The organism is Pseudomonas sp. R45(2017), assembly GCF_002112305.1.
GTDB lineage: Bacteria > Pseudomonadota > Gammaproteobacteria > Pseudomonadales > Pseudomonadaceae > Aquipseudomonas > Aquipseudomonas paraglycinae.
The window spans coordinates 18,187-36,914 of record NZ_NEHH01000019.1 but is presented as its reverse complement, the minus strand read 5'-3'; the positions used below and the strand labels follow the sequence as shown (position 1 = coordinate 36,914).

Below are 18,728 nucleotides of genomic sequence, written 5' to 3'. Positions count from 1 at the left end.
GCCATTTGGGGGGATCAAGCAAATCCCCCCGCATCCACCCCCAGTTCTCCCCGCAAAAACTCTACCAACCCCCGCTGCAATCCACTCAACACCCCTTCGCGGCTGACCAGCGCCAGCTCCGTCGGCGGCAATGGCGGCAAGTCCGTGCACACCCGATGCTCCGGCAACACTGCCGACGCCGGCAGCACCGAAACCCCGAGCCCGGAGGCGACCGCCGCCTGAATGCCGGTCAGGCTGTGGCTGCCGAAGGCCACACGCCATGGGCGTTGCGCCACGTCGAGCAGGCGGATTGCCCGTTGCCGGTAAAGGCAACCCTGGGGAAACAATGCCAGCGGCAGCACGCCAGTGGAGGCATCGAATTCCACGCCTTTGACCCACACCAGTCGCTCCGGCCAGGTCGCCCAGGCCGGGCCGCTGTCGGGTTCGCGTTTGATCAGGGCGATGTCGATTTCGCCGCTGTCGAGGCGCTGGCGCAGGTCGAGGCTCATGCCGCTGACGGTTTCCAGCCGCGCTTGCGGGTGGCTGCGGGTGAAGCCGGCGAGGATCAGCGCCATGCGTCGGGCGTCGAAGTCTTCCGGCATGCCGATGCGCAGGATTTCCAGATCCAGATCGCTGGCCAGGGCTTCGCTGGCCTCGGCCGACAAGGCCAGTAATCGACGGGCGTAGTGGATCAGCAGTTCGCCGTGCTCGGTGACGCTGACGTTCAACCCGGTGCGGTCGCGCAACAGCAGGGCGTGGCCGACCAGGTCTTCGAGTTTGCGTACCTGTTGGCTGACCGTGGATTGGGTGCGGTGGACGCGTTCGGCGGCGCGGGTGAAGCTGCCTTCATCGACCACGCAGACGAAGGTTTTCAGCAGTTCCAGATCCAGCATGGCGGCGGCCTCGATATTTTTTTGGCAACTGACGGTCGGCTATTTATTTAATTTCACACTATCACCCCGAGTTCATAAGCTGAAGCCCTCACTTGCAGAGGAATTCCCCATGACCTTGATCAACACACCGCGCCCGCAATGGCTGACATTCGATTGCTACGGCACCTTGATTCAATGGGACGAAGGCCTGCGCGCCGTGGCTGGGCGGATCCTGAGCGAGAAGGGCGAACACCGGGTCGACGCCGGGCGCCTGATCGAGGTTTATGACCGCCACGAACATCGCCTGGAACAGACGCCGCCGCATCGCTCGTTTCGCGAACTCAGCACTCTCGGCCTGCAACTGGCCCTGGAAGAACTGGGCCTGGCGAGTGCCAGCGAAGACAGTCAGCGTCTGGCCGCTGCGATCCCGCAGATGCCGCCGTTCCCCGAAGTCGTCGAGACCCTCGCGCAGCTCAAGGCCAAGGGTTTCAAGCTGTGCATCGTCTCCAACACCGATGACGACATCATCGCCGGCAACGTCGCTCAACTCGGCGGCCACATCGACCGGTTGATCACCGCGCAACAGGCCGGCGCCTACAAACCGGCGCCGAGGCTGTTCGACTACGCTCATGAGCAATTGGGCGTCAGCCGCGATCAGGTGGTGCACATCTGCGCCAGCCCGATGCTCGACCACACGGCGGCCCGCGACATGCATTTTCGCTGCGTATGGATTGATCGAGGGACCGGTCGTCAGTTGCTGCCGGACTATCGACCCGACGCGATCCTCAACACGCTGGACGAAGTCCTTCCGTTGTTCTCATCCCTTGGCTGGTCATAAAGGAGTTTCGCCATGGCCCATACCCTGACCGGCAGCGCCCGACCCGCGCGTTACGCCTCGTTGAACCTCGACAGCGAAGCCATCATCACTGCTCGCCAAGAGCTGGCGGCGTGCTTTCAACTGGCGGCGCTGCACGGGCTGGAGGAGGGGATCTGCAATCACTTTTCGGCGATGTTGCCGGGACACGCTGACCTTTTTCTGGTCAATCCGTACGGCCATGCGTTTTCCGAAGTGACCGCGCACAACCTGCTGATCTGCGACTTCGCCGGCAACGTGGTGGACGGCGAGGGTCAGCCGGAAGCGACCGCTTTCTATATTCACGCGCGCCTGCACCAGCGGCTGCCCCGGGTGAAGGTCGCGTTCCATACCCACATGCCGAACGCGACGGCGTTGTGCCTGCTGGAGGGGCCACCGCTGTTATGGCTGAGTCAGACCGCGCTGAAGTTCTACGGGCGCACGGCAGTGGACGAGCATTACAACGGGCTGGCGCTGGATGAGCGCGAAGGCGACCGGATTGCCGGGGTCATGGGCGAGGCCGACATTCTGTTCCTGAAGAATCACGGAGTGATTGTCGCGGCGCCGACCATCGCCGAAGCCTGGGACGATCTGTATTACCTGGAGCGCGCCGCGCAAGTGCAACTGCTGGCGATGGCCACGCAACGGGTGTTGAAACCGGTGCCGCACGCGGTTGCGCAGCGGGCGTACGAGCAGATGCGCGAGGGCGATCCGGAAAGTGCGCGGGCGCATCTGCGCAGTGCAATGCGGCGGTTGTCGAGCCGGGGGTAAAAGCGAGGAAAACGGGCAGGCAAAAATAATTCGCGCCGCAGGTCATCCAATTGCCCTGCGCGCCGATAGCAACTGGGTCGGGATCGTAGCGGGGGCACTTGGTTGCCCCACACAACCCGGTGGGCTACGCTCACGAAAACAAGGGTTTCGGGCTTTTGCCCCTGTCGTACCTGCCCAGGACACGCTTTTGCCTATCCCCATTCACGATCCGAACCAAGCCCCCGGCGGCACCCTCAAGCGTTTGCCCCTGCGCAAGGCGGCGGTGTTGTTCATCGTGGCTGTGTGTCTGAGCCTGTCTGGCCTGTTGTATTTGCAGATCGAACAGTCGCGGCGTCAGGATCTGGCCAACGCACAGGTGTCGTCGGCCAACCTGACCCGGGCGATGGCGCAGCAGGCTGAAGACACTTTTCTGGCAGCGGATCTGGTGCTGACCAGCCTGGTCGACTGGGTTCAGGACGATGGTTATGGCGCGGCGCAGAAGCCGCGTTTGCAGAAAACCCTCGCGCGGCGGGTGCAGCAACTCGAGCAGTTGCACGGCATGTTCCTGTTCGACCGCGAAGGGCAGTGGGTGATTACCTCGTTCGCGGATCTGCCGCGCGGTAATGGTGTGGCGGATCGCGAGTACTTCAAGTTTCACCAGCAGAACGTCTCGGCCGTGGCGCACATCGGCCCGGCCATCCGCAGCCGTGAGAATGGTGAGTGGATCATCCCGATCTCGAAACGGGTCAACGACCACGCCGGCAATTTTCAGGGTGTGCTGCTGGCCGGGATCAAGATGTCCTACTTCGACCGGTTCTTCAAAAGCTTCAGCCTGGACGACAACGGCACCATGTTCCTCGGCCTGACCGACGGCACCTTGCTCGCCCGGCGGCCGTTCGACGAGAGCCTGATCGGCACCTCGCTGGCCAAGGGCGAGATCTACCAGAAGTTGCTGCCCAATGCGTCCGCCGGCACCGCGATGATCGATTCGGTGGTCGACGGTGTCACCCGTCTTTATGGTTACCGGCAGCTGGAAAGCTACCCGTTGGTGGTCGCGGCGTCTTCGTCCCGGGACACGATCCTCCAGGGCTGGTATGACCGGGCGTTCCAGTCCAGCGTGATCGTGGCGCTGGTGATGCTCGGCGTGGGGCTGTTCGGCTGGGTGTTCATTCATCAGGTGCGCGATGGCGAGCGGATCGAGAAAAACCTGCGCAAGGCCCAGCGGACGCTGGAGCAGATCGCCACCCACGACAGCCTGACCGGGCTGGCCAACCGGCGTCTGTTCGAGCGCTCGCTGGAGGTGGAGTTTGCCCGGGGCGCGCGGCAGTCGAGCCCGGTGAGCCTGATCATGCTCGATATCGATTTCTTCAAAAGCTACAACGATGCCTACGGCCACGTGGCCGGCGACCATTGCCTGACGCAGGTCGCGCAGGTGGTGAAGAACTGCTGCCAGCGCAAGTCCGATCTGGCGGTGCGCTATGGCGGGGAAGAGTTCGCGGTGTTGCTGCCGGACACCGACATCAACGGCGCGCTGGCGATTGCCGGGCAGATCCGCCGCAGCGTCATGGACAAACACATCACCCACAGCGGTTCGCCCACCGGTTATCTGACGGTGAGCCTGGGCTGCTATTCGTTTATTCCGCTGGGCAACGACAGCCCTGAGCTGTTCATCCAGCGCGCCGATGCGGCGCTGTATCAGGCCAAAAACGCCGGCCGCAATCGCGCGGCCGTGTTGTCGATGGACGTCGGTTTCGGCGAATTGCTACGTTCGGATCGCTGACAAAAAACGGTAGGGTTCAGACACAGGCCATGGCGTTTACCACGGCCTGCTCTTGTTCGTTCAGCCGCCAGTGCCACCGCCGGCACCGCCCGTGCCGCCACCGGCCGAACCGGTGCCACCTCCCGCTCCCGAACCCGAACCGCTGGCACCGCCGTTGGTGCCGGTGCCGCCACCCGCGCCGCTGCCGCCGGACGGCGAGCCCGGCGTATTGTCCGGTGGCATGGGCGAGCCATTGGTGGAGCCGGATTTGGTGCCCGTGGCATCGGCGCCGTCGTTGGCGGCGAATGTCGCGGCTGAGCCCGTGGCCAGCAGGCCGATCAACAACAGCGAGGTGAGTTTGCGCGTCATCATGGTCTGTCTCCGGAAAGGGGATTTACCTGATATTGGTCAGACGCGCCGAACCCTTGGTGCCGGCCGGATGACGAGCGGTCAGAAGTCCACGGTGGCCGAAACCTTCAGCGTGCGCGGCGTGCCCTGGGTCAGGTAACCGCCGTTGGCCGAGGCCCAATAGGCTTCGTTGGCGACGTTCTCCAGATTGGCCCGCAGGATGATCTGCTTCTCATCCAGTTTGAAGGCATAGCGCGTACCCAGGTCGAACCGGTTCCACGCCGGAATGCTCTGGGTGTTGGCCGCGTTCAGGTACTGGCCGCCGGTGCGCAACATCCGCGCGCTGAGGGCGGCGCCTTCGAGGCCCGGAATGTCCCAGTCGGCGCCGAGGTTGAACTGGAAGCGCGGCACCCCGACGGCACGGTTGCCGTCATTCACGCCGTTGCTGCTGCCTTCCAGTTCAGTCTTCATCACGGTTGCGCCGCTGAGCAGGCGCAGACCGTCGAGCGGTTCGCCGTAGACGTTGAGTTCCACGCCTTTGTTGGTCTGCTGGCCGTCGACCCGGAAGATTCCGTCCTGGGTGTAGCTCGACGGTTGTTCGATGCGATAGACGCCGAGGTTGGCGCCGTAACTGCCCATGTCCAGGCGCACGCCGGCTTCGATCTGCTTGCTGCGCACCGGGGCGAAGGTTTCGTCGCGGTTGATCGCGGTGGTCGGCGGCGTCGGGCCCTTGGCCAGGCCTTCGATGCGGTTGGCGTAGAACGACACGTGTTCCCACGGCTTGATCACCAGGCCGTAGACCGGGGTGGTGATCGACTCTTCATAGCTCGAAGTGCGGGCGCCGGTGGCGGTGCTCCAGCCGTCGACTTTCAGTGCCTGGCGACGCACGCCGAGGGTCAGCAGGATGCGGTCATCGACGAAGCCGAGGGTGTCGGAAATCGCCTCGCTGCGCAGGATGTTCTTGCCGGTGATGCGCGGGTCGTTGATGTCGCTGGCAAACGAGGTTGGCGCCGGGCGCGGCTTGTCGGTGACGTTGTACAGGTTGGTGCTGTAGCGCCCAGCGGTGCCAATGGTTTCAAACGCCGAGCGCTGCTCGCCCCAGATCCCCGCCCAGCCGAGGTTCAACTGGTGCGTGACGGGGCCGGTGTCGAAGCGGCCGTTGAGCCCGGCCATGGCGCTTTGATTGTCTTCGTCGTGGGGTGAATAGAGCATGCCGCCACGGGCGTTGCCGTTGAGGTCGGTGACGGTCAGCGACGAGTACACGCCGTTCTCGCGGGTGTGCTTGGCGCCGCCGGACACGTAGGCCGTCCAGTTGTCGTTCAGGTCGTACTCGGCGCGGGCCATGCCGAAGGTGTCTTCGAGTTGCGAGTAGCTCCAGCTCTGGGCGTAGCTGGCGTTGGCGTGCGGCACCTTGGGGGCTTTTGTCAGGCTCGAATCGACATAGACCACCGAGCGACCCTGATTGATGACCTGCTTCTGATAGCCAAAATCGGTCGAGACCCGCAGGCGATCGCCGCGATAGTCCAGGCCGACGCTGAACAGCGACGAGCGCTGATCTTCGTCATCGACCGCGGTGTCGCCTTCGCGCTGCATCAGGTTGACCCGCGCGCCGAAGCGGTTGTCCTCGCCAAAGCGCTGGCCCAGATCCAGATGCCCGCCGACCCGACCGTCGGCGCTGTAATCGAGGGTGACACTGCGGGTCGGCGTGTCCATGGCGCGTTTGGGTTGCAGGTTGATCCCGCCACCGATGCCGCTGCCGCTCGGGGTCACGCCGTTGACGAACGCGTTCGGGCCCTTGAACAGTTCCACTCGATCCAGCGCTTCGACGGCGATGATCTGCCGGGGCAGCACGCCATAGAGGCCGTTATAGGAAATGTCGTCGGAGGCCAGCGGCAGGCCGCGGATCATGAACATCTGCGAGAAGTTGCCGAAGCCGTTGGACTGGCGCACCGAGGCGTCGTTGAGCAACACATCGCCGACGGTCTGGGCCTGTTGGTCGGCCATGGTCTTGGCGGTGTAACTGGTGACGCTGAAGGGCAGGTCGTTGACCTCCTGGTTGCCGAGCATGCCGATCTGCGCGCGGCGCGCGACCTGTTCGCCGCCGTAGGTATTGCCGCTGTCGTCGCGCAGGGCGCTGACGTTGGTGGCGCCCAGTTCCAGCGCGCCGTCCGCCGCAACTTTCGGCGCCACGGTGTAACCGTTGTGGCCGGTGCTGATCAGCTCGAAACCGCTGCCTTCCAGCAACCGCGCAAAACCGCTCTGCGCGGTGTAGCTGCCTTGCAGGCCCGGGCTCTGACGATTGCCCAGTTGCGCCGGATCGAACGACAGCGGCACGCCGACGCTGACCGCAAATTGCGCCAGCACATGGCTGAGCAGGCCGGGGCCGATGTTGACGCTGCGGCTGGCGCTTTCACTGACGCTGTCGGCGGCCTGGGCGGCGCTCGGCAGCAGTGCGCTGAAGGCCAGGGCCAGGCTCAGGTTCAGGGCCTTGAGCGCAAACGTGGCGGGGCGGGGCGATGGCATTGCGGTCATTCGGTGTTCCTGTCGGGGGCGTGGAATTGAAAGGTCTATCCACTCACCGGACGAGTCGCGAAAAGGTATCAGCAAATATCGAAAATATTTTCCGAGGGCTTAGACACGGGGCTCTACCGACAGCCAATAGCGGGTCAGGCTGTTGATGTTCAGCGGCAACGTATCGCTGAGCAAACGCAGGCTGGCGTCGGTGTCGCGCAGGGAAAACGCCCCGGACACGCGCATCGCCGCCACGTCCGGATGACAGCGCAGCACGCCCCGGCGATAGCGGCTGAGTTCGCCGAGCAATTCGTCCAGGCGCATGTTGCTGGCCAGCAGCATGCCTTTGTCCCAGGCCAGGGACGCGGTGTCGAAGGTTTCGGCGCTGTCGAAGCTGTTGAGCTTGAAACGCTGACGCTCACCGGCCTGGAGAATCGCGCTCTGCTTGAGCAGTTGCGGGGTGATCTGGACCTGGCCTTCAAGCACCGACACCTGGCTGCGCGAACCCTCGGTACGCACGCAGAATCGCGTGCCCAGTGCGCGAGCCATGCCCTGCGGGGTTTCGACAATGAACGGACGGGCGCTGGCGTCTGCGGCGGTGTTGATCAGCACTTCGCCGTTGAGCAGCAGGACGCGGCGCTCCACCGGGCTGAAAGCAATGTCCACCGCGCTGTCGGTGTTGAGCACCAGTTGGGTGCCGTCCGGCAATTGCAGGTTCTTTTGTTCGCCGACGGCGGTGCGCTGGTCGGCGGTCCATTGCTGCCACGGTACATGCTGCGAGGCGATGCCCAGCGGCCCGGCCATCAACAGCAGGCCGAGGCGGGTAAGGGTCTGACGACGGCTCAGGCCTTCTTTGCGGGACGCGCGTTTCAAGGTCTGGATCGCGACGTTGGCCGGCACGCTGCGCAAATCCCCCAACAGCGCTTCGGCCCGTTGCCAGGCCATGGCGTGCTCGGCGCTGCGGCTGCGCCATTGGGCGATGGCCTGATGGTCGGACGGCGTCGCGGTGCCGGAATGCAGTTGCACCAGCCAGTCGGCGGCTTCGCCGAGAATCTGCGGGTTGATCATCGACGAACTCATCAGGCGACACTCAGGCAGGCAATGAACGCGGCACGCATGTGCCGTTTGACGGTGATCAGCGAAACATTCAGGCGCGTGGCGATCTGCGCGTAGGTCAGGCCTTCGATCTGCGACAGCAGGAAGGTGTCGCGGGTCTGCTCGGGCAGTTCGCGCAGCAGCGCTTCGATGCGCCACAGGGTTTCGAGAATCAGGTAGCGGGTTTCCGGCGACGGCACTTCGGCGGCGGGCAGGTGCGCAATGGTTTCCAGGTACGCGCGCTCCAGGTCCTGACGCCGCCAGCGATCGATCATCAGGCCTTTGGCGATGTGCGTTAGCAGTGCCCGGGGCTCGTTGCCCAGGGGCTTGATCACCTGACGGGTGAGCAGGCGCAAAAAGGTATCGTGCGCCAGATCGGCCGCCTCGCAGCGGTTGCCCAACTTGCGCTGCAGCCAGCCCTGCAGCCACCCGTGGTGTTCGCTGTAGAGCGTCTGGACTTGCTGATTCAACGGCTGATCGAGGGACGACATGGAGGGCAGGTACTCGTTTCGGGCGTCCGTTGCCAGAGATGCAATCGAGAGTGCGATTAGGGTGCAATTAAGAATTGATCGCATTCTAGTGGCGCGCAACGAGTGCTGGCAATTGCCCATTCACACTTTCTTTTCTGACACCCGCGCAGTGGCCTACCCATCTTCCGGGAGATTGGCTATTTGCCGGTCCGGGCGCCGGGACTAACGTAGCCCCACATTCACTTGCCCCGGAGATCCCCGATGAAACCTCGTATCGATTTCTACACCGCGTCCCCCGATGCCCTGAAAGCGATGATTGCCCTGGAAACCGCCGTCTCGAAACTGCCGCTGGAAAAGACCCTGATCGAACTGGTCAAGCTGCGCGCTTCGCAGATCAACGGCTGCGCGTTCTGCATCGACATGCACACCGCCGACGCGATCAAGGGCGGCGAAACCCCGCGCCGGTTGTTCGCCGTGACCGCGTGGCGTGAAGCGCCGTTCTTCACCGAACGTGAACGCGCCGCGCTGCTGTGGACCGAATCCCTGACCCAACTGAGCCTGACCCACGCCCCGGACGAAGATTACGAAGCCGTCGCTGCCCAGTTCTCGCCCAAAGAAATGGTCGACCTGACTGTGGCGATCAGCACCATCAACAGCTGGAACCGTCTGGCCGTGGGCTTCCGTAAAACCCCACAGGCCTGATCGATCAATGTGCATCGGCACTCGGCGCGGCCGGTGGTTGCACCTTGCGCATCAAGGGCACCATCGCCGTGGCGATGCCGAAGCACACCATGATCATCAGGAACGTGTCGCCGTAGGTTTGCGTTTGCGCTTCACGGTAGGTCAGCAGCCATAGCTGACGCAGGCTGGCAGTGAGGCCGACATCGCCGCTCTGACCCAGTGCGGCAAAGTTGCCGCCGACCTGGGCCAGCCACTGATTCACCGCTTCGTTGCTGCTGTTCAGATGCTCCGCCAACCGGGTGAAGTGCAGGTTGGTACGGTCGTTGAGAATGGTCGCGCACGCGGCAATCCCGATTGCACCGCCCAGGTTTCGCATCAGGTTGAACAGGCCCGACGCATGCTTGAGCCGCGCCGGTGCCAGGCCACCCAACGTCAACGTTACCGCCGGCGGCACCGCCAGTTGCTGGGCGATTCCGCGCAGGGCTTGCGGCAGCAGCAATTCTCCGGCGCCCCAGTCGTGGGTGATCGGACTGAATTCCCACATCGACAACGCGAACAACGCCAGGCCCGCCATCATGATCCAGCGCAGATCGATGCGATTGGCCAGAAAGGCGTACAGCGGAATCGCCATGATCTGGAACACCCCGGTGGAGAAAACCGCCAGACCAATGTCCAGCGCGCCGTAGCCGCGTACCCGGCCGAGAAACAGCGGCGTCAGGTAAATCGTCGCAAACAGGCCGATCCCGGTGACGAAGGAAAAGAAGCAGCCGAGGGCGAAGTTGCGATCCTTGAGCGCGCGCAGGTCGACGATCGGATTGGCCACGTGCAGCGTGCGGCCGATGAAGGCCAGCCCTGCGAGTCCACTGATCCACGCGGTGGTCAGGATGGTCTGATCGCTGAACCAGTTCCACCGCGGGCCCTCTTCGAGGGTGTATTCCAGGCAGCCGAGAAACAGCGCCAGAAACACCATGCTCAAATAGTCCGCGCCCTTGAGCAGCGACAACTCCGGCTGATCGATCTTCACCAGCATCGGCACCGCCACGGCGACGAAAATCCCCGGCACCAGGTTGATGTAGAACAGCCAGTGCCAGGACGAAATGTCGGTGATCCAGCCGCCGATCACCGGGCCCAATGTCGGTGCCAGCGAAGCCACGGCGCCGATAGTCGCGGCGGCGATCACCCGTTGTTTGCCGGTGAAGAAAAAGAACGCGGTGGTGAACACCAGCGGAATCATCGACCCGCCGAGAAACCCTTGCAGCGCGCGAAAGGCGATCATGCTCTGGATGTTCCAGGCGATGCCGCAGAGCAGGCTGGCGAGGGTGAAGCCGACCGCCGAGGCGCAGAACAGCCAGCGCGTGGAAAACACCCGCGACAGCCAACCGGATAACGGAATCACGATGATCTCGGCGATCAGGTAACTGGTCTGCACCCACGCCGTTTCATCGGTGCCGGCGGACAACCCGCCGCCGATATCGCGCAGCGAGGCCGAGACGATCTGGATGTCCAGCAACGCGATGAACATGCCGATGCACATCGTGGCGAAGGCGAACACTTTGGTCGCCGTCGTCATGTCGGCGGCATTGAATGGCTGCGCGGCGGCGGTGAGGGCGGTGCTCATGGCGCGCTGGCCACGGCGTTGGTTTCAGGTTGGGCGCGGGTGTCGACTTCAGCCGTCACCGACAGGCCCGGACGCAGGTGGCCGAGCACGCCGTCGGCCGGGTCGAGCAGGATCCGCACCGGCACGCGCTGGACGATTTTGGTGAAGTTGCCGGTGGCGTTTTCCGGCGGCAGCACACTGAACTGCGAACCGGTGGCCGGGGCGAGGCTGTCGAGGCGACCGTGGAATTCCTGGCCGGACAACACGTCGGCGCGGATGCTCACGCGCTGGCCGGGTTTCATCCGCGCCAGTTGATCTTCCTTGAAGTTGGCATCGACCCACAGGCCGCTGGCCGGCACCACCGACAGTTGCTGCGAACCGGCCTGCGCGTAGGCGCCGACCCGCGCGCGGCGGTTGCCGATCACGCCGTCGACCGGTGCGCGCAGTTCGGTGTAGCCGAGGTTGAGTTGCGCCAGATCACGCTCGGCCCGGGCTTGCTGGAGGGCGGCGCGGGCCTGTTGTTTCTGGGTTTCGATCACGGTGAGCTGGCGCTGCGCGGCCAGCAGTTCGGCCTGGGCTTTGGCGCTCAAGGCTTGCGCGGTCTTGAAGGTGGCGTCGGCCCGTTGTGCACTTTCCACCGAGACTGCATTGGTGGTCACCAGGCGTTTGTAGCGTGCGTTGTCATCTCGCGAACGGGCGGTTTCGGCACTGGCGGCATCAATGCCGGCGCGGGCCTGACCGATCACCGCTTGCTGCAGTTGTTCGGTGGCATCGAGGTTAGCCAGCAGCGCTTCCTCAGCGGCGACCGCGCCTTCAGCCTTGGCCAGATTGGCGCGGTAGTCGCGCGCGTCGAGGCGGATCAGCACGTCGCCGGCCTTCACCTTCTGGTTGTCGCTGACCAGCACTTCCTCGATGTAACCGGCGACTTTCGGCCCGATCACCGTCACGTCGCCGCCGATGTAGGCATCGTCGGTTTCCTCGAGAAATCGCCCCGTGCCCCACCAATGCACGGCGTACAGCCCGGCGAACACCAGCGCGGCCAGACCCGCAGTCGGCAACAGCAGGCGTTTGAGCAGGGGAGGTTTGGGGGCGCTGACCGGAACGGCGAGATCGGGTTCTACGGTGGGCATGCTGGTCATGGCGTAATACCTGAAGAAGCGGAATGGCTATTACGACCGTAATATGACGCTAGTAATATTTTGTGGCAATTGATTTTTTCCGCCGATCGTCAGATGAAGACTGTCGAAAGAAGAAGCTGACCATTTGTTTAAGAAATGTAAGCGCCGTAGGAAGCGTCTTGCATTTGTGTAGGAAGGCTCTGACTATCACCGCAATTGATGGGGTGGCATTAAGCCAGTTGATTGCAAGGATGTTGAGTGCCGTATTCGCTTTGCGCTGTTTCTCGTAGTCGTTCCCTGCCTCGCCCGCTGTTGTCGGCCTTGTTGTTGAGTGTGTGTGCGCCCAGCGTTCTCGCCGCCGAAACTCCAGCCCCTGGCCAGGAAGTGCTGCGCCAGCAACAACTGCAACAGCGCGATCTGCAACAGCTGCAACTCGAACAGCGCAAGCGGCAACTGGAGCGCGGCGCGTTCGGCCCGACGCCTGCCACTCCGGCCATTCCTGGGTCGATCAAACCCGATGAGCGCTGCTGGCCCTTGAGCGGTACGCGTATCGGTGGTGTCACGCTGATCGGCAAAGACAAACTCAACGCCCGGATCAAACCGCTGCTGGCGCCGTGCATGGGCGTCGGCCAGATCAACCATCTGCTGGCGACCATTACCGCGCTGTACGTGGAGAAGGGCTACATCGCCAGTCGGCCTTACCTGAGCAGCGCGCCGGTAGCCGAGCAATCGCTGGATATCCTGATCGACGAAGGCTACATCGAGTCCATCGAACTGGCCGACCAGAGCCTGCCGGTGTCCCTCGGCGGTGCATTCCCGGGCATGCTCGGCAAGCCGCTGAACCTGCGGGATCTGGAGCAGGGTCTGGATCAGTTGAACCGCCTGCGCTCGCTCGATCTGACCGCCGACATCGCCCCCGGCAGCCAGCCCGGTGCGTCGAAAATCATCTTGCGGTCGCGCACCTCGGGGCAGTCGCGCTGGAGCCTGGGCCTGGGCGTGGACAACCTCGGCAGCGCCAGTACCGGTCGTGATCGCGACACGTTGAGCCTGACCCTCGACAGCCCGCTGGAACTCAACGACCTGTTGAGCCTCAGCGCCAGCGACACCCTTAATCAGGGCGACCGCTACAGCCGCAACGCCAGCCTCTATTACGCGATTCCCTACGGTTACTGGACGTTCAGCACTTTCGCCAGCCACGCCGAATACCGCGCGCCGTTCAAGCTCAGCACGCTGACCTTTCACAGCACCGGCATCACCGATCAACTCAGCCTGCGCGCCGACCGTGTGTTGTGGCGCGACCAGAGTCATCAGCTCAGCGCCAACCTGCAACTGGCTCAAAAGGATGTCGACAGCTATCTGGAAAGCGTCCGCCTCGGCATCCAGAGCCCGACCCTGACCGTGGCCGAGGCCGGGCTCAATCTGTTCTGGCTCGACCGCGCGGTGTGGAACCTCGACGTCAATTACGCCCAGGGCTTAAGCGGGTTCGGTGCCGACGACGATGCCGATCGTCAGGTCAAAAACCTGCCCAAGGCACAGTTTCGCAAGTACCGCGCCGGCCTCAGCCAATGGCGCAACGGCCAGCTCGGCGCGCAAGCCTGGCAATGGCAGAGCCAACTCAATTTGCAGTACAGCCCCGACCCGCTGCCGGCCATCGAACAATTGCTCGGCACCGACGATTCCGCCGTGCGCGGTTACCGTGTCAGCAGCGCGTCTGGCGCCAGCGGCGCGATCTGGCGCAACACCTTGCGCCTGCCGTTGCGCACCGATTTGCCGATGCAACTCACCCCGCGTGTCGGCCTCGACCACGGCTGGATCAAGGCCGATCACGGCGCCCCGGTTCAACGCCTGAGCGGCGCCAGCATCGGCCTCAACCTGGGCTGGAAAAACCTGCAAGTGGACGTCGATTATCAACGCAGCCTGAACACCCCGACCGGCCTGCACCGCGAGCCTGAAACCTGGCTGATGCGGGTCGGATTACAGATATGAACGTCAGTGAACAACAGCCATCGGACCTGAGCGCGACAGCCGTGGCCTTCAACTCAACGCGCAACGTGATGCCGCACTACATGGAGAGTTTTTTATGCCAATGAATACCTTTGCGTTTCATCTTTCCCCACGGGGCAAACTGCGTTGGGCCATCGCCAGCCTGTTCCTGGTCGCTCACCTGCCGGGCGCCATGGCCGGCGGCGTGGTGGTCGCGCCCGGCCCCGGCGGCACCGCGCAACTGCAGACCCAGGGCGACGTCCCGATCGTCAACATCGTCGCGCCCAACGGCTCGGGGCTTTCGCATAACCAATTCCTCGACTACAACGTCGACCGACAGGGCCTGGTGTTGAACAACGCCTTGCAGGCCGGGCAATCGCAGCTCGCCGGGCAACTGGCGGCCAACCCGCAATTGCAGGGCCAGGCCGCGAGCGTGATCCTCAACGAAGTGATCAGCCGCAACCCTTCGGCCATCAACGGCGCCCAGGAAATCTTCGGTCGCGCCGCCGACTACGTACTCGCCAACCCGAACGGCATTTCGGTGAATGTCGGCAGTTTCATCAACACGCCGAACGCCAATCTGGTGGTCGGCCGGCCCGAGCTGAACGACGGCAAGCTGCAAGCCCTGAGCACCCGCGACGCCACCGGTCAGTTGCAGATCCAGGGCGGCGGGCTGCGTAACGGTGAAGGCTCGATCAACCTGATCGCGCCGCGCATCGACAGCCAGGGCGCAATCAGCGCTCGCGATCAACTGAACCTCACCGTCGGGCGCAATCAGATCGACTACGCCAGCGGCCAGGTGAAAGCCGTGGACCCGGCGGGCAACACCACCGATCAACGGATCGACGCCAGCCTGTTCGGCGCGATGCAGGCCGGGCGCATCAACATCGTCAGCACCGCTGAAGGCGCGGGCGTGAAGGTCGGCGCGGTGCAAGTCGCAGGACGTGACGGCGTGCAGATTCGTTCGGCGGGCGACTTGAGCGTCAGCGGTCAGGCGATTCCGGACAGCCTCGACGTGACCCGCGCCGGCATCCGCAGCAGCCAGGGCGACGTCGGCCTGCACAGCGGCAAGGACCTGACGCTGGCCGCCGCCGACGTCAGCGGTCGCGACGTGAAGGTCGATGCCAAGCGCAATCTGACCCTGACCACCGTCGAAAGCCGCAAGCTTCAGGAACAGCGCGAAAACTGGAACAACAGCACCATCGGCATCACCTGGGAAACTTACGAGCGCACCAAGACCGACAGCGATTCGCGCCAGCACGGCAGCCAGATCGTCGCCAGCCGCGACGCGCAACTCTCGTCCGGCAAAGACACCGAACTGAAAGCCGCCAAGGTCGACGCGAAGAACAACCTCAGCGTGCAAAGCGGCGGCGATCTGCGCCTGACCGCCGCCACTGAAAGCCACACCCAGACCGATCAGGGCAAGCACCGCAAACACCTGTGGAAAGCCGATTGGGACAGCAGCAGCGAAGAGCAGCGCAGCATCACCAGCCAGCTGAAGGCCGGCAACATTGCCCTGCAAACCGCCGCACTGTTGCGCTCCGAAGGCGCTGAATTGAACAGCGCCGGCGATCTGCAACTGGCCGGCAAACAGGTGGAAATCACCGCCGCGACCCGCACCAACCGCAGCAGCGACAACCGCTATTCCGGTGACCTGGTCGGCGGCGGTTTCTTCGGCAAGACCGGCGACGCCGACAAGGGCCAGACCCAGCATCAGGGCAGCAAGGTCAACGCGGCCGGCAAACTGGTGGTCAAGGCTGACGACGTACGCATCAGCGGCAGCCAGGTGCGCGGCGCCAAGGACGCGAGCGTGATCAGCGACAACGGTTCGCTGACCATCGACGGCGTGCAGGACACTTCGCACAGCAACAACCACGACAAGGACAGCAAGTTCTTCGGCATCACCAAGGACGAGTCCCGGCAGAACAGCAAGGACAGCACCACGGTGCGCAGCGAGCTGGCTTCCGACAGCAACCTCAAGTTGAAAAGCACCAAGGACATCGAAGTCGCCGGCTCCACGGTCAAGGCCGGCGGTTCGCTGACGGCTGATGCGGCGGGTGATGTGAAGGTGCATTCGACGCAGAACACCCACGACAGCACCAACAGCACGCAGACTCGTGGTTTCGACGCTTACGCCAAGGAGCAGACGGCGGAGCAGTATCGCGCCGGCGTGCATTACGAAGACAAGGCGCAAACCGTCACCGCCAACGACGTCACGCAGCAGGGTTCCAGCCTCAGCGGCGGCACTGTGCAAGTGAAGGCGGGCGGCGATGTGACGCTCAAGGGCGCCGAGGTGAAATCTACCGCCGGCGACACCACCCTGAGCGGCAAGAACGTCTCGCTGCTGGCCGAGCAGGACAGCCACAACACCTCGACCGAAACCCGCAGCACCGGCGGCGGGTTCTACTACACCGGCGGGCTCGACCGCGCCGGTAGCGGCGTGGACTTCTCGCACAGCACCTCGCAAGACTCCACCGGCAAAACGACCGCGCAAACCACCGGCGTGCAGAGCAGCGGCAGCCTGAACATCAACGCTGACAAACTCGCCACCGAGGGCGCGCAACTCAAGTCCGGCAACGGTCTGAACGTCGCCGCCAACGAAGTCGACAACCGTGCTGCCAGCAACACCGAAAGCATCATTCACAGCGAGAGCAACTGGTCGGCGGACATCGGCGCCAACGTCGAGTACAAAGACATCGCCCGGCCGATTGCCGGTGCGGTGAAAGACGTGCTCGGCGGCAAGGTGCCGGACAAGGACGCACTGACCAATCTCGGTCAGCCGAACGTCGGTATCGACGTGGCAATCGGTCATGCCAGCGCCGATAAAACCGAGCAAGGCAGCAACGCTGTGGTCAGCCGGTTCGACGGCAAGACCGTGGACGTGAAGGTCGGCGGCACGCTGCACGACCAGGGCACCCAGTACAACGCCAGCGTCGGCAAAGTGAACATCGGCGCCGACAAACTGGTGGCCGATGCCGCGAACAACACCCACAGCTGCACCGAAAAAACGGTGGATGCCAAGGTCGACGTGCGCGTCTACACCAAGACTGGTGAAGACGTGAACGTGGCCGGCAGCGGCGCGGGTGGCAGCAGCCAGTCGAGCAAGGATAGCTCCACGGCGGTGGTTGGCGGTTACGCTGGCAATCAGGGCGTGAGCATCAATGTCGGCGGCGATGCCCAGTTCGAAGGCAGCCGTTTCGATGGCGGGCAGGGCGGTGTCAGCATCAAGACCGGCGGCGATCTGGCTCTCAATCAGGCCAACGACCGCCAGAGCAGCGACAGCTCCAGCCTGCGTGGCAACGGTTCGCTGACCGTCGGCACTTTGCCGGGCACCGACGGCACCAATGTCGATCTCGGCGCCGGGTTCCAACTCGATCACAAAGACAACCAGACCGCCGACAGCCAGGCCCACGTAGCCAGTATCAATGGCAACGGCCCGGTGCAATTGAGCAGCGGCGGCAATCAGGTGCAGCAGGGCACGAAGATCGACAGCGTTGGTGCTATCGACCTGAAAGCCGACGGCAAACTCGACCTGCAAGCGGCCACCGATTCGCACGTCGCCACCGGCAGCAATCTCGGCGGCGGCCTGAAGGCCGGCGGCAGCAAAACCAGCAGCGAGAAGAGCCGCGATCAGGGCGGCAACCTCAGCGGTAATTTCAACATCGGTCGGGTCAACGAGAACACCCAGACCCTCAGCGGTGGCCAGCTTAACAGCCAGAACGGCATCGCCCTGAGCGGCAATTCGGTGCACCTGCAAGGCACTCAGGTCGGCGCGCCGAACGTCAGCATCGATGCGCAGAAGGGCGGTTTCGTTCAGGAATCCGCGCAGTCCAGCGACAACCGCAACAACTGGAACGTAGCGCTGAACGCCGGCGGCAATCTGAGCAAAAGCACACCGACCACCGCCGATGAAAAAGTCAGCAGCGATCACGGCTTCAATGCCGGGGCCAAGGTCGGCGTGGACTACCTGCAAGGCACCACCCAGCAGAACAGCCAGATCAAGGCTGACAGGGTGGTGTTGAACAGTGGCGGTGATGCGAGCCTGAGCGGCGCGCGGATTGATGCGCGCAACGTCAGCGGCAATGTGGCGGGTGATCTGTCGGTCGAAAGCCGTCAGGACTCCAGCACTCACGCCAAGGTCGACGTGGATCTGAGCCTGACCGCCAAGAAAACCCCGGCCGACGACAAGGGCAAACTCGCGGGCACCGACTACAAGCCAACGCTGAAAGCCGGAGGCGAATACGCGCACAAGGACAGCGTCAAACAGGCCTCCGGCATCAGCGCTAGTCAGGGTGTGAACCTCGCTGTCGGCGGCGCTACCCAGCTGACCGGCGCGCGGATTTCCGCCGCCGAAGGCAAGGTCGATCTGGGTGGTTCGAAGGTCAGCAGCAGCGATCTGAGCAACCTCGACTACGGCGTGAAAGCCGGCCTCGACCTGCCACATAAAACCGAAGAAAACGCACCGAAGGTGTCCCTTGAAAACGGCAACCTGAAAGTCGGCCCGGTGACCCTGAGCGGTCATCTGGACAGTCAGCCCCTGCAAGCCGGGATCGACGAAAAAGGCTGATTTACCGTCAGTGAAACCGGCGGGAGCGAGCGTGCTCGCTCCCGTTTCTGATGGACACACGGCTCAAAACGGCAGCCACTGTCGTTTCCCGTCAAGTCGATGAAAGCATGCGCTCTACACTCGGGTGAAACCGGGAGGCCGCGCC

General features: G+C 63.7%; 13 protein-coding genes. 6 read left to right on the top strand and 7 right to left on the bottom strand.

From position 1 onward, the window contains the following. Positions 1-14: 14 nt before the first annotated feature. Complete coding sequence (locus CAF74_RS28445; RefSeq protein ID WP_085748570.1) at positions 15-872, bottom strand: LysR substrate-binding domain-containing protein; 858 nt, start codon at positions 870-872, stop codon at positions 15-17. Between the two features lie 109 nt (positions 873-981). On the opposite strand from CAF74_RS28445, the gene CAF74_RS28440 reads away from it, so the two are divergent. The 3 genes from CAF74_RS28440 (at position 982) to CAF74_RS28430 (ending at position 4,234) form a co-directional block, all read left to right on the top strand. Next, entirely contained in the window at positions 982-1,689 is a 708-nt protein-coding gene (locus CAF74_RS28440; protein WP_085748569.1) for a haloacid dehalogenase type II, read from the top strand. A gap of 12 nt (positions 1,690-1,701) precedes the next feature. Then, positions 1,702-2,475: an aldolase gene (locus CAF74_RS28435; protein WP_085748568.1), complete on the top strand. Its 774-nt coding sequence runs from the start codon at positions 1,702-1,704 to the stop codon at positions 2,473-2,475. Between the two features lie 187 nt (positions 2,476-2,662). After that, a complete protein-coding gene (locus CAF74_RS28430) occupies positions 2,663-4,234 on the top strand; it encodes a GGDEF domain-containing protein (RefSeq protein WP_085748567.1) in 1,572 nt (523 codons plus the stop codon). Between the two features lie 60 nt (positions 4,235-4,294). Here CAF74_RS28430 and CAF74_RS28425 read toward each other — a convergent pair whose 3' ends face one another. From CAF74_RS28425 to CAF74_RS28410, 4 genes are all read right to left on the bottom strand, one after another. Further along, positions 4,295-4,585 carry a hypothetical protein gene (locus CAF74_RS28425; protein WP_039770290.1) on the bottom strand — a complete coding sequence of 97 codons (291 nt, stop codon included), beginning with the start codon at positions 4,583-4,585 and terminating at the stop codon, positions 4,295-4,297. A 78-nt stretch (positions 4,586-4,663) separates the two neighbouring features. Then, positions 4,664-7,093, bottom strand: a complete 2,430-nt coding sequence (locus CAF74_RS28420; protein WP_085748566.1) for a TonB-dependent receptor — start codon at positions 7,091-7,093, stop codon at positions 4,664-4,666. A 99-nt stretch (positions 7,094-7,192) separates the two neighbouring features. Then, on the bottom strand, positions 7,193-8,152 hold the full coding sequence (locus CAF74_RS28415) for a FecR domain-containing protein (RefSeq protein ID WP_085748565.1): 960 nt from the start codon (positions 8,150-8,152) through the stop codon (positions 7,193-7,195). Next, positions 8,152-8,658 (bottom strand): sigma-70 family RNA polymerase sigma factor, encoded by a 507-nt coding sequence (locus tag CAF74_RS28410; RefSeq protein WP_085748564.1) that lies wholly within the window; start codon positions 8,656-8,658, stop codon positions 8,152-8,154. The genes CAF74_RS28415 and CAF74_RS28410 overlap by 1 nt, the downstream gene beginning before the upstream one ends. Positions 8,659-8,898: 240 nt before the next feature. Here CAF74_RS28410 and CAF74_RS28405 point away from each other — a divergent pair, with 240 nt between their 5' ends. After that, positions 8,899-9,339, top strand: coding sequence for a carboxymuconolactone decarboxylase family protein (locus tag CAF74_RS28405; RefSeq protein ID WP_085748563.1), 441 nt, complete (start codon positions 8,899-8,901; stop codon positions 9,337-9,339). 4 nt (positions 9,340-9,343) lie between these two features. On the opposite strand, the gene CAF74_RS28400 is transcribed toward CAF74_RS28405, so the two are convergent. Both CAF74_RS28400 and CAF74_RS28395 read right to left on the bottom strand, forming a co-directional pair. Beyond that, positions 9,344-10,936, bottom strand: a complete 1,593-nt coding sequence (locus CAF74_RS28400; RefSeq protein ID WP_085748562.1) for a DHA2 family efflux MFS transporter permease subunit — start codon at positions 10,934-10,936, stop codon at positions 9,344-9,346. After that, entirely contained in the window at positions 10,933-12,054 is a 1,122-nt protein-coding gene (locus CAF74_RS28395; RefSeq protein WP_085748561.1) for an HlyD family secretion protein, read from the bottom strand. Before CAF74_RS28395 ends, CAF74_RS28400 begins: the two co-directional genes overlap by 4 nt. Before the next feature lie 237 nt (positions 12,055-12,291). Here CAF74_RS28395 and CAF74_RS28390 point away from each other — a divergent pair, with 237 nt between their 5' ends. Both CAF74_RS28390 and CAF74_RS28385 read left to right on the top strand, forming a co-directional pair. Further along, positions 12,292-14,019 (top strand): ShlB/FhaC/HecB family hemolysin secretion/activation protein, encoded by a 1,728-nt coding sequence (locus CAF74_RS28390; protein ID WP_085748560.1) that lies wholly within the window; start codon positions 12,292-12,294, stop codon positions 14,017-14,019. A gap of 94 nt (positions 14,020-14,113) precedes the next feature. Then, positions 14,114-18,583, top strand: coding sequence for a hemagglutinin repeat-containing protein (locus tag CAF74_RS28385; RefSeq protein WP_085748559.1), 4,470 nt, complete (start codon positions 14,114-14,116; stop codon positions 18,581-18,583). Positions 18,584-18,728 lie beyond the last annotated feature (145 nt).

What these genes read in the sequence shown, in the direction of transcription:
- CAF74_RS28445 (WP_085748570.1), bottom strand. Translation starts at nt 872, where the DNA reads ATGCTGGATCTGGAACTGCTGAAAACCTTCGTCTGCGTGGTCGATGAA.
- CAF74_RS28440 (WP_085748569.1), top strand. Translation starts at nt 982, where the DNA reads ATGACCTTGATCAACACACCGCGCCCGCAATGGCTGACATTCGATTGC.
- CAF74_RS28435 (WP_085748568.1), top strand. Translation starts at nt 1,702, where the DNA reads ATGGCCCATACCCTGACCGGCAGCGCCCGACCCGCGCGTTACGCCTCG.
- CAF74_RS28425 (WP_039770290.1), bottom strand. Translation starts at nt 4,585, where the DNA reads ATGATGACGCGCAAACTCACCTCGCTGTTGTTGATCGGCCTGCTGGCC.
- CAF74_RS28420 (WP_085748566.1), bottom strand. Translation starts at nt 7,093, where the DNA reads ATGACCGCAATGCCATCGCCCCGCCCCGCCACGTTTGCGCTCAAGGCC.
- CAF74_RS28415 (WP_085748565.1), bottom strand. Translation starts at nt 8,152, where the DNA reads ATGAGTTCGTCGATGATCAACCCGCAGATTCTCGGCGAAGCCGCCGAC.
- CAF74_RS28410 (WP_085748564.1), bottom strand. Translation starts at nt 8,658, where the DNA reads ATGTCGTCCCTCGATCAGCCGTTGAATCAGCAAGTCCAGACGCTCTAC.
- CAF74_RS28405 (WP_085748563.1), top strand. Translation starts at nt 8,899, where the DNA reads ATGAAACCTCGTATCGATTTCTACACCGCGTCCCCCGATGCCCTGAAA.
- CAF74_RS28400 (WP_085748562.1), bottom strand. Translation starts at nt 10,936, where the DNA reads ATGAGCACCGCCCTCACCGCCGCCGCGCAGCCATTCAATGCCGCCGAC.
- CAF74_RS28395 (WP_085748561.1), bottom strand. Translation starts at nt 12,054, where the DNA reads ATGACCAGCATGCCCACCGTAGAACCCGATCTCGCCGTTCCGGTCAGC.
- CAF74_RS28385 (WP_085748559.1), top strand. Translation starts at nt 14,114, where the DNA reads ATGCCAATGAATACCTTTGCGTTTCATCTTTCCCCACGGGGCAAACTG.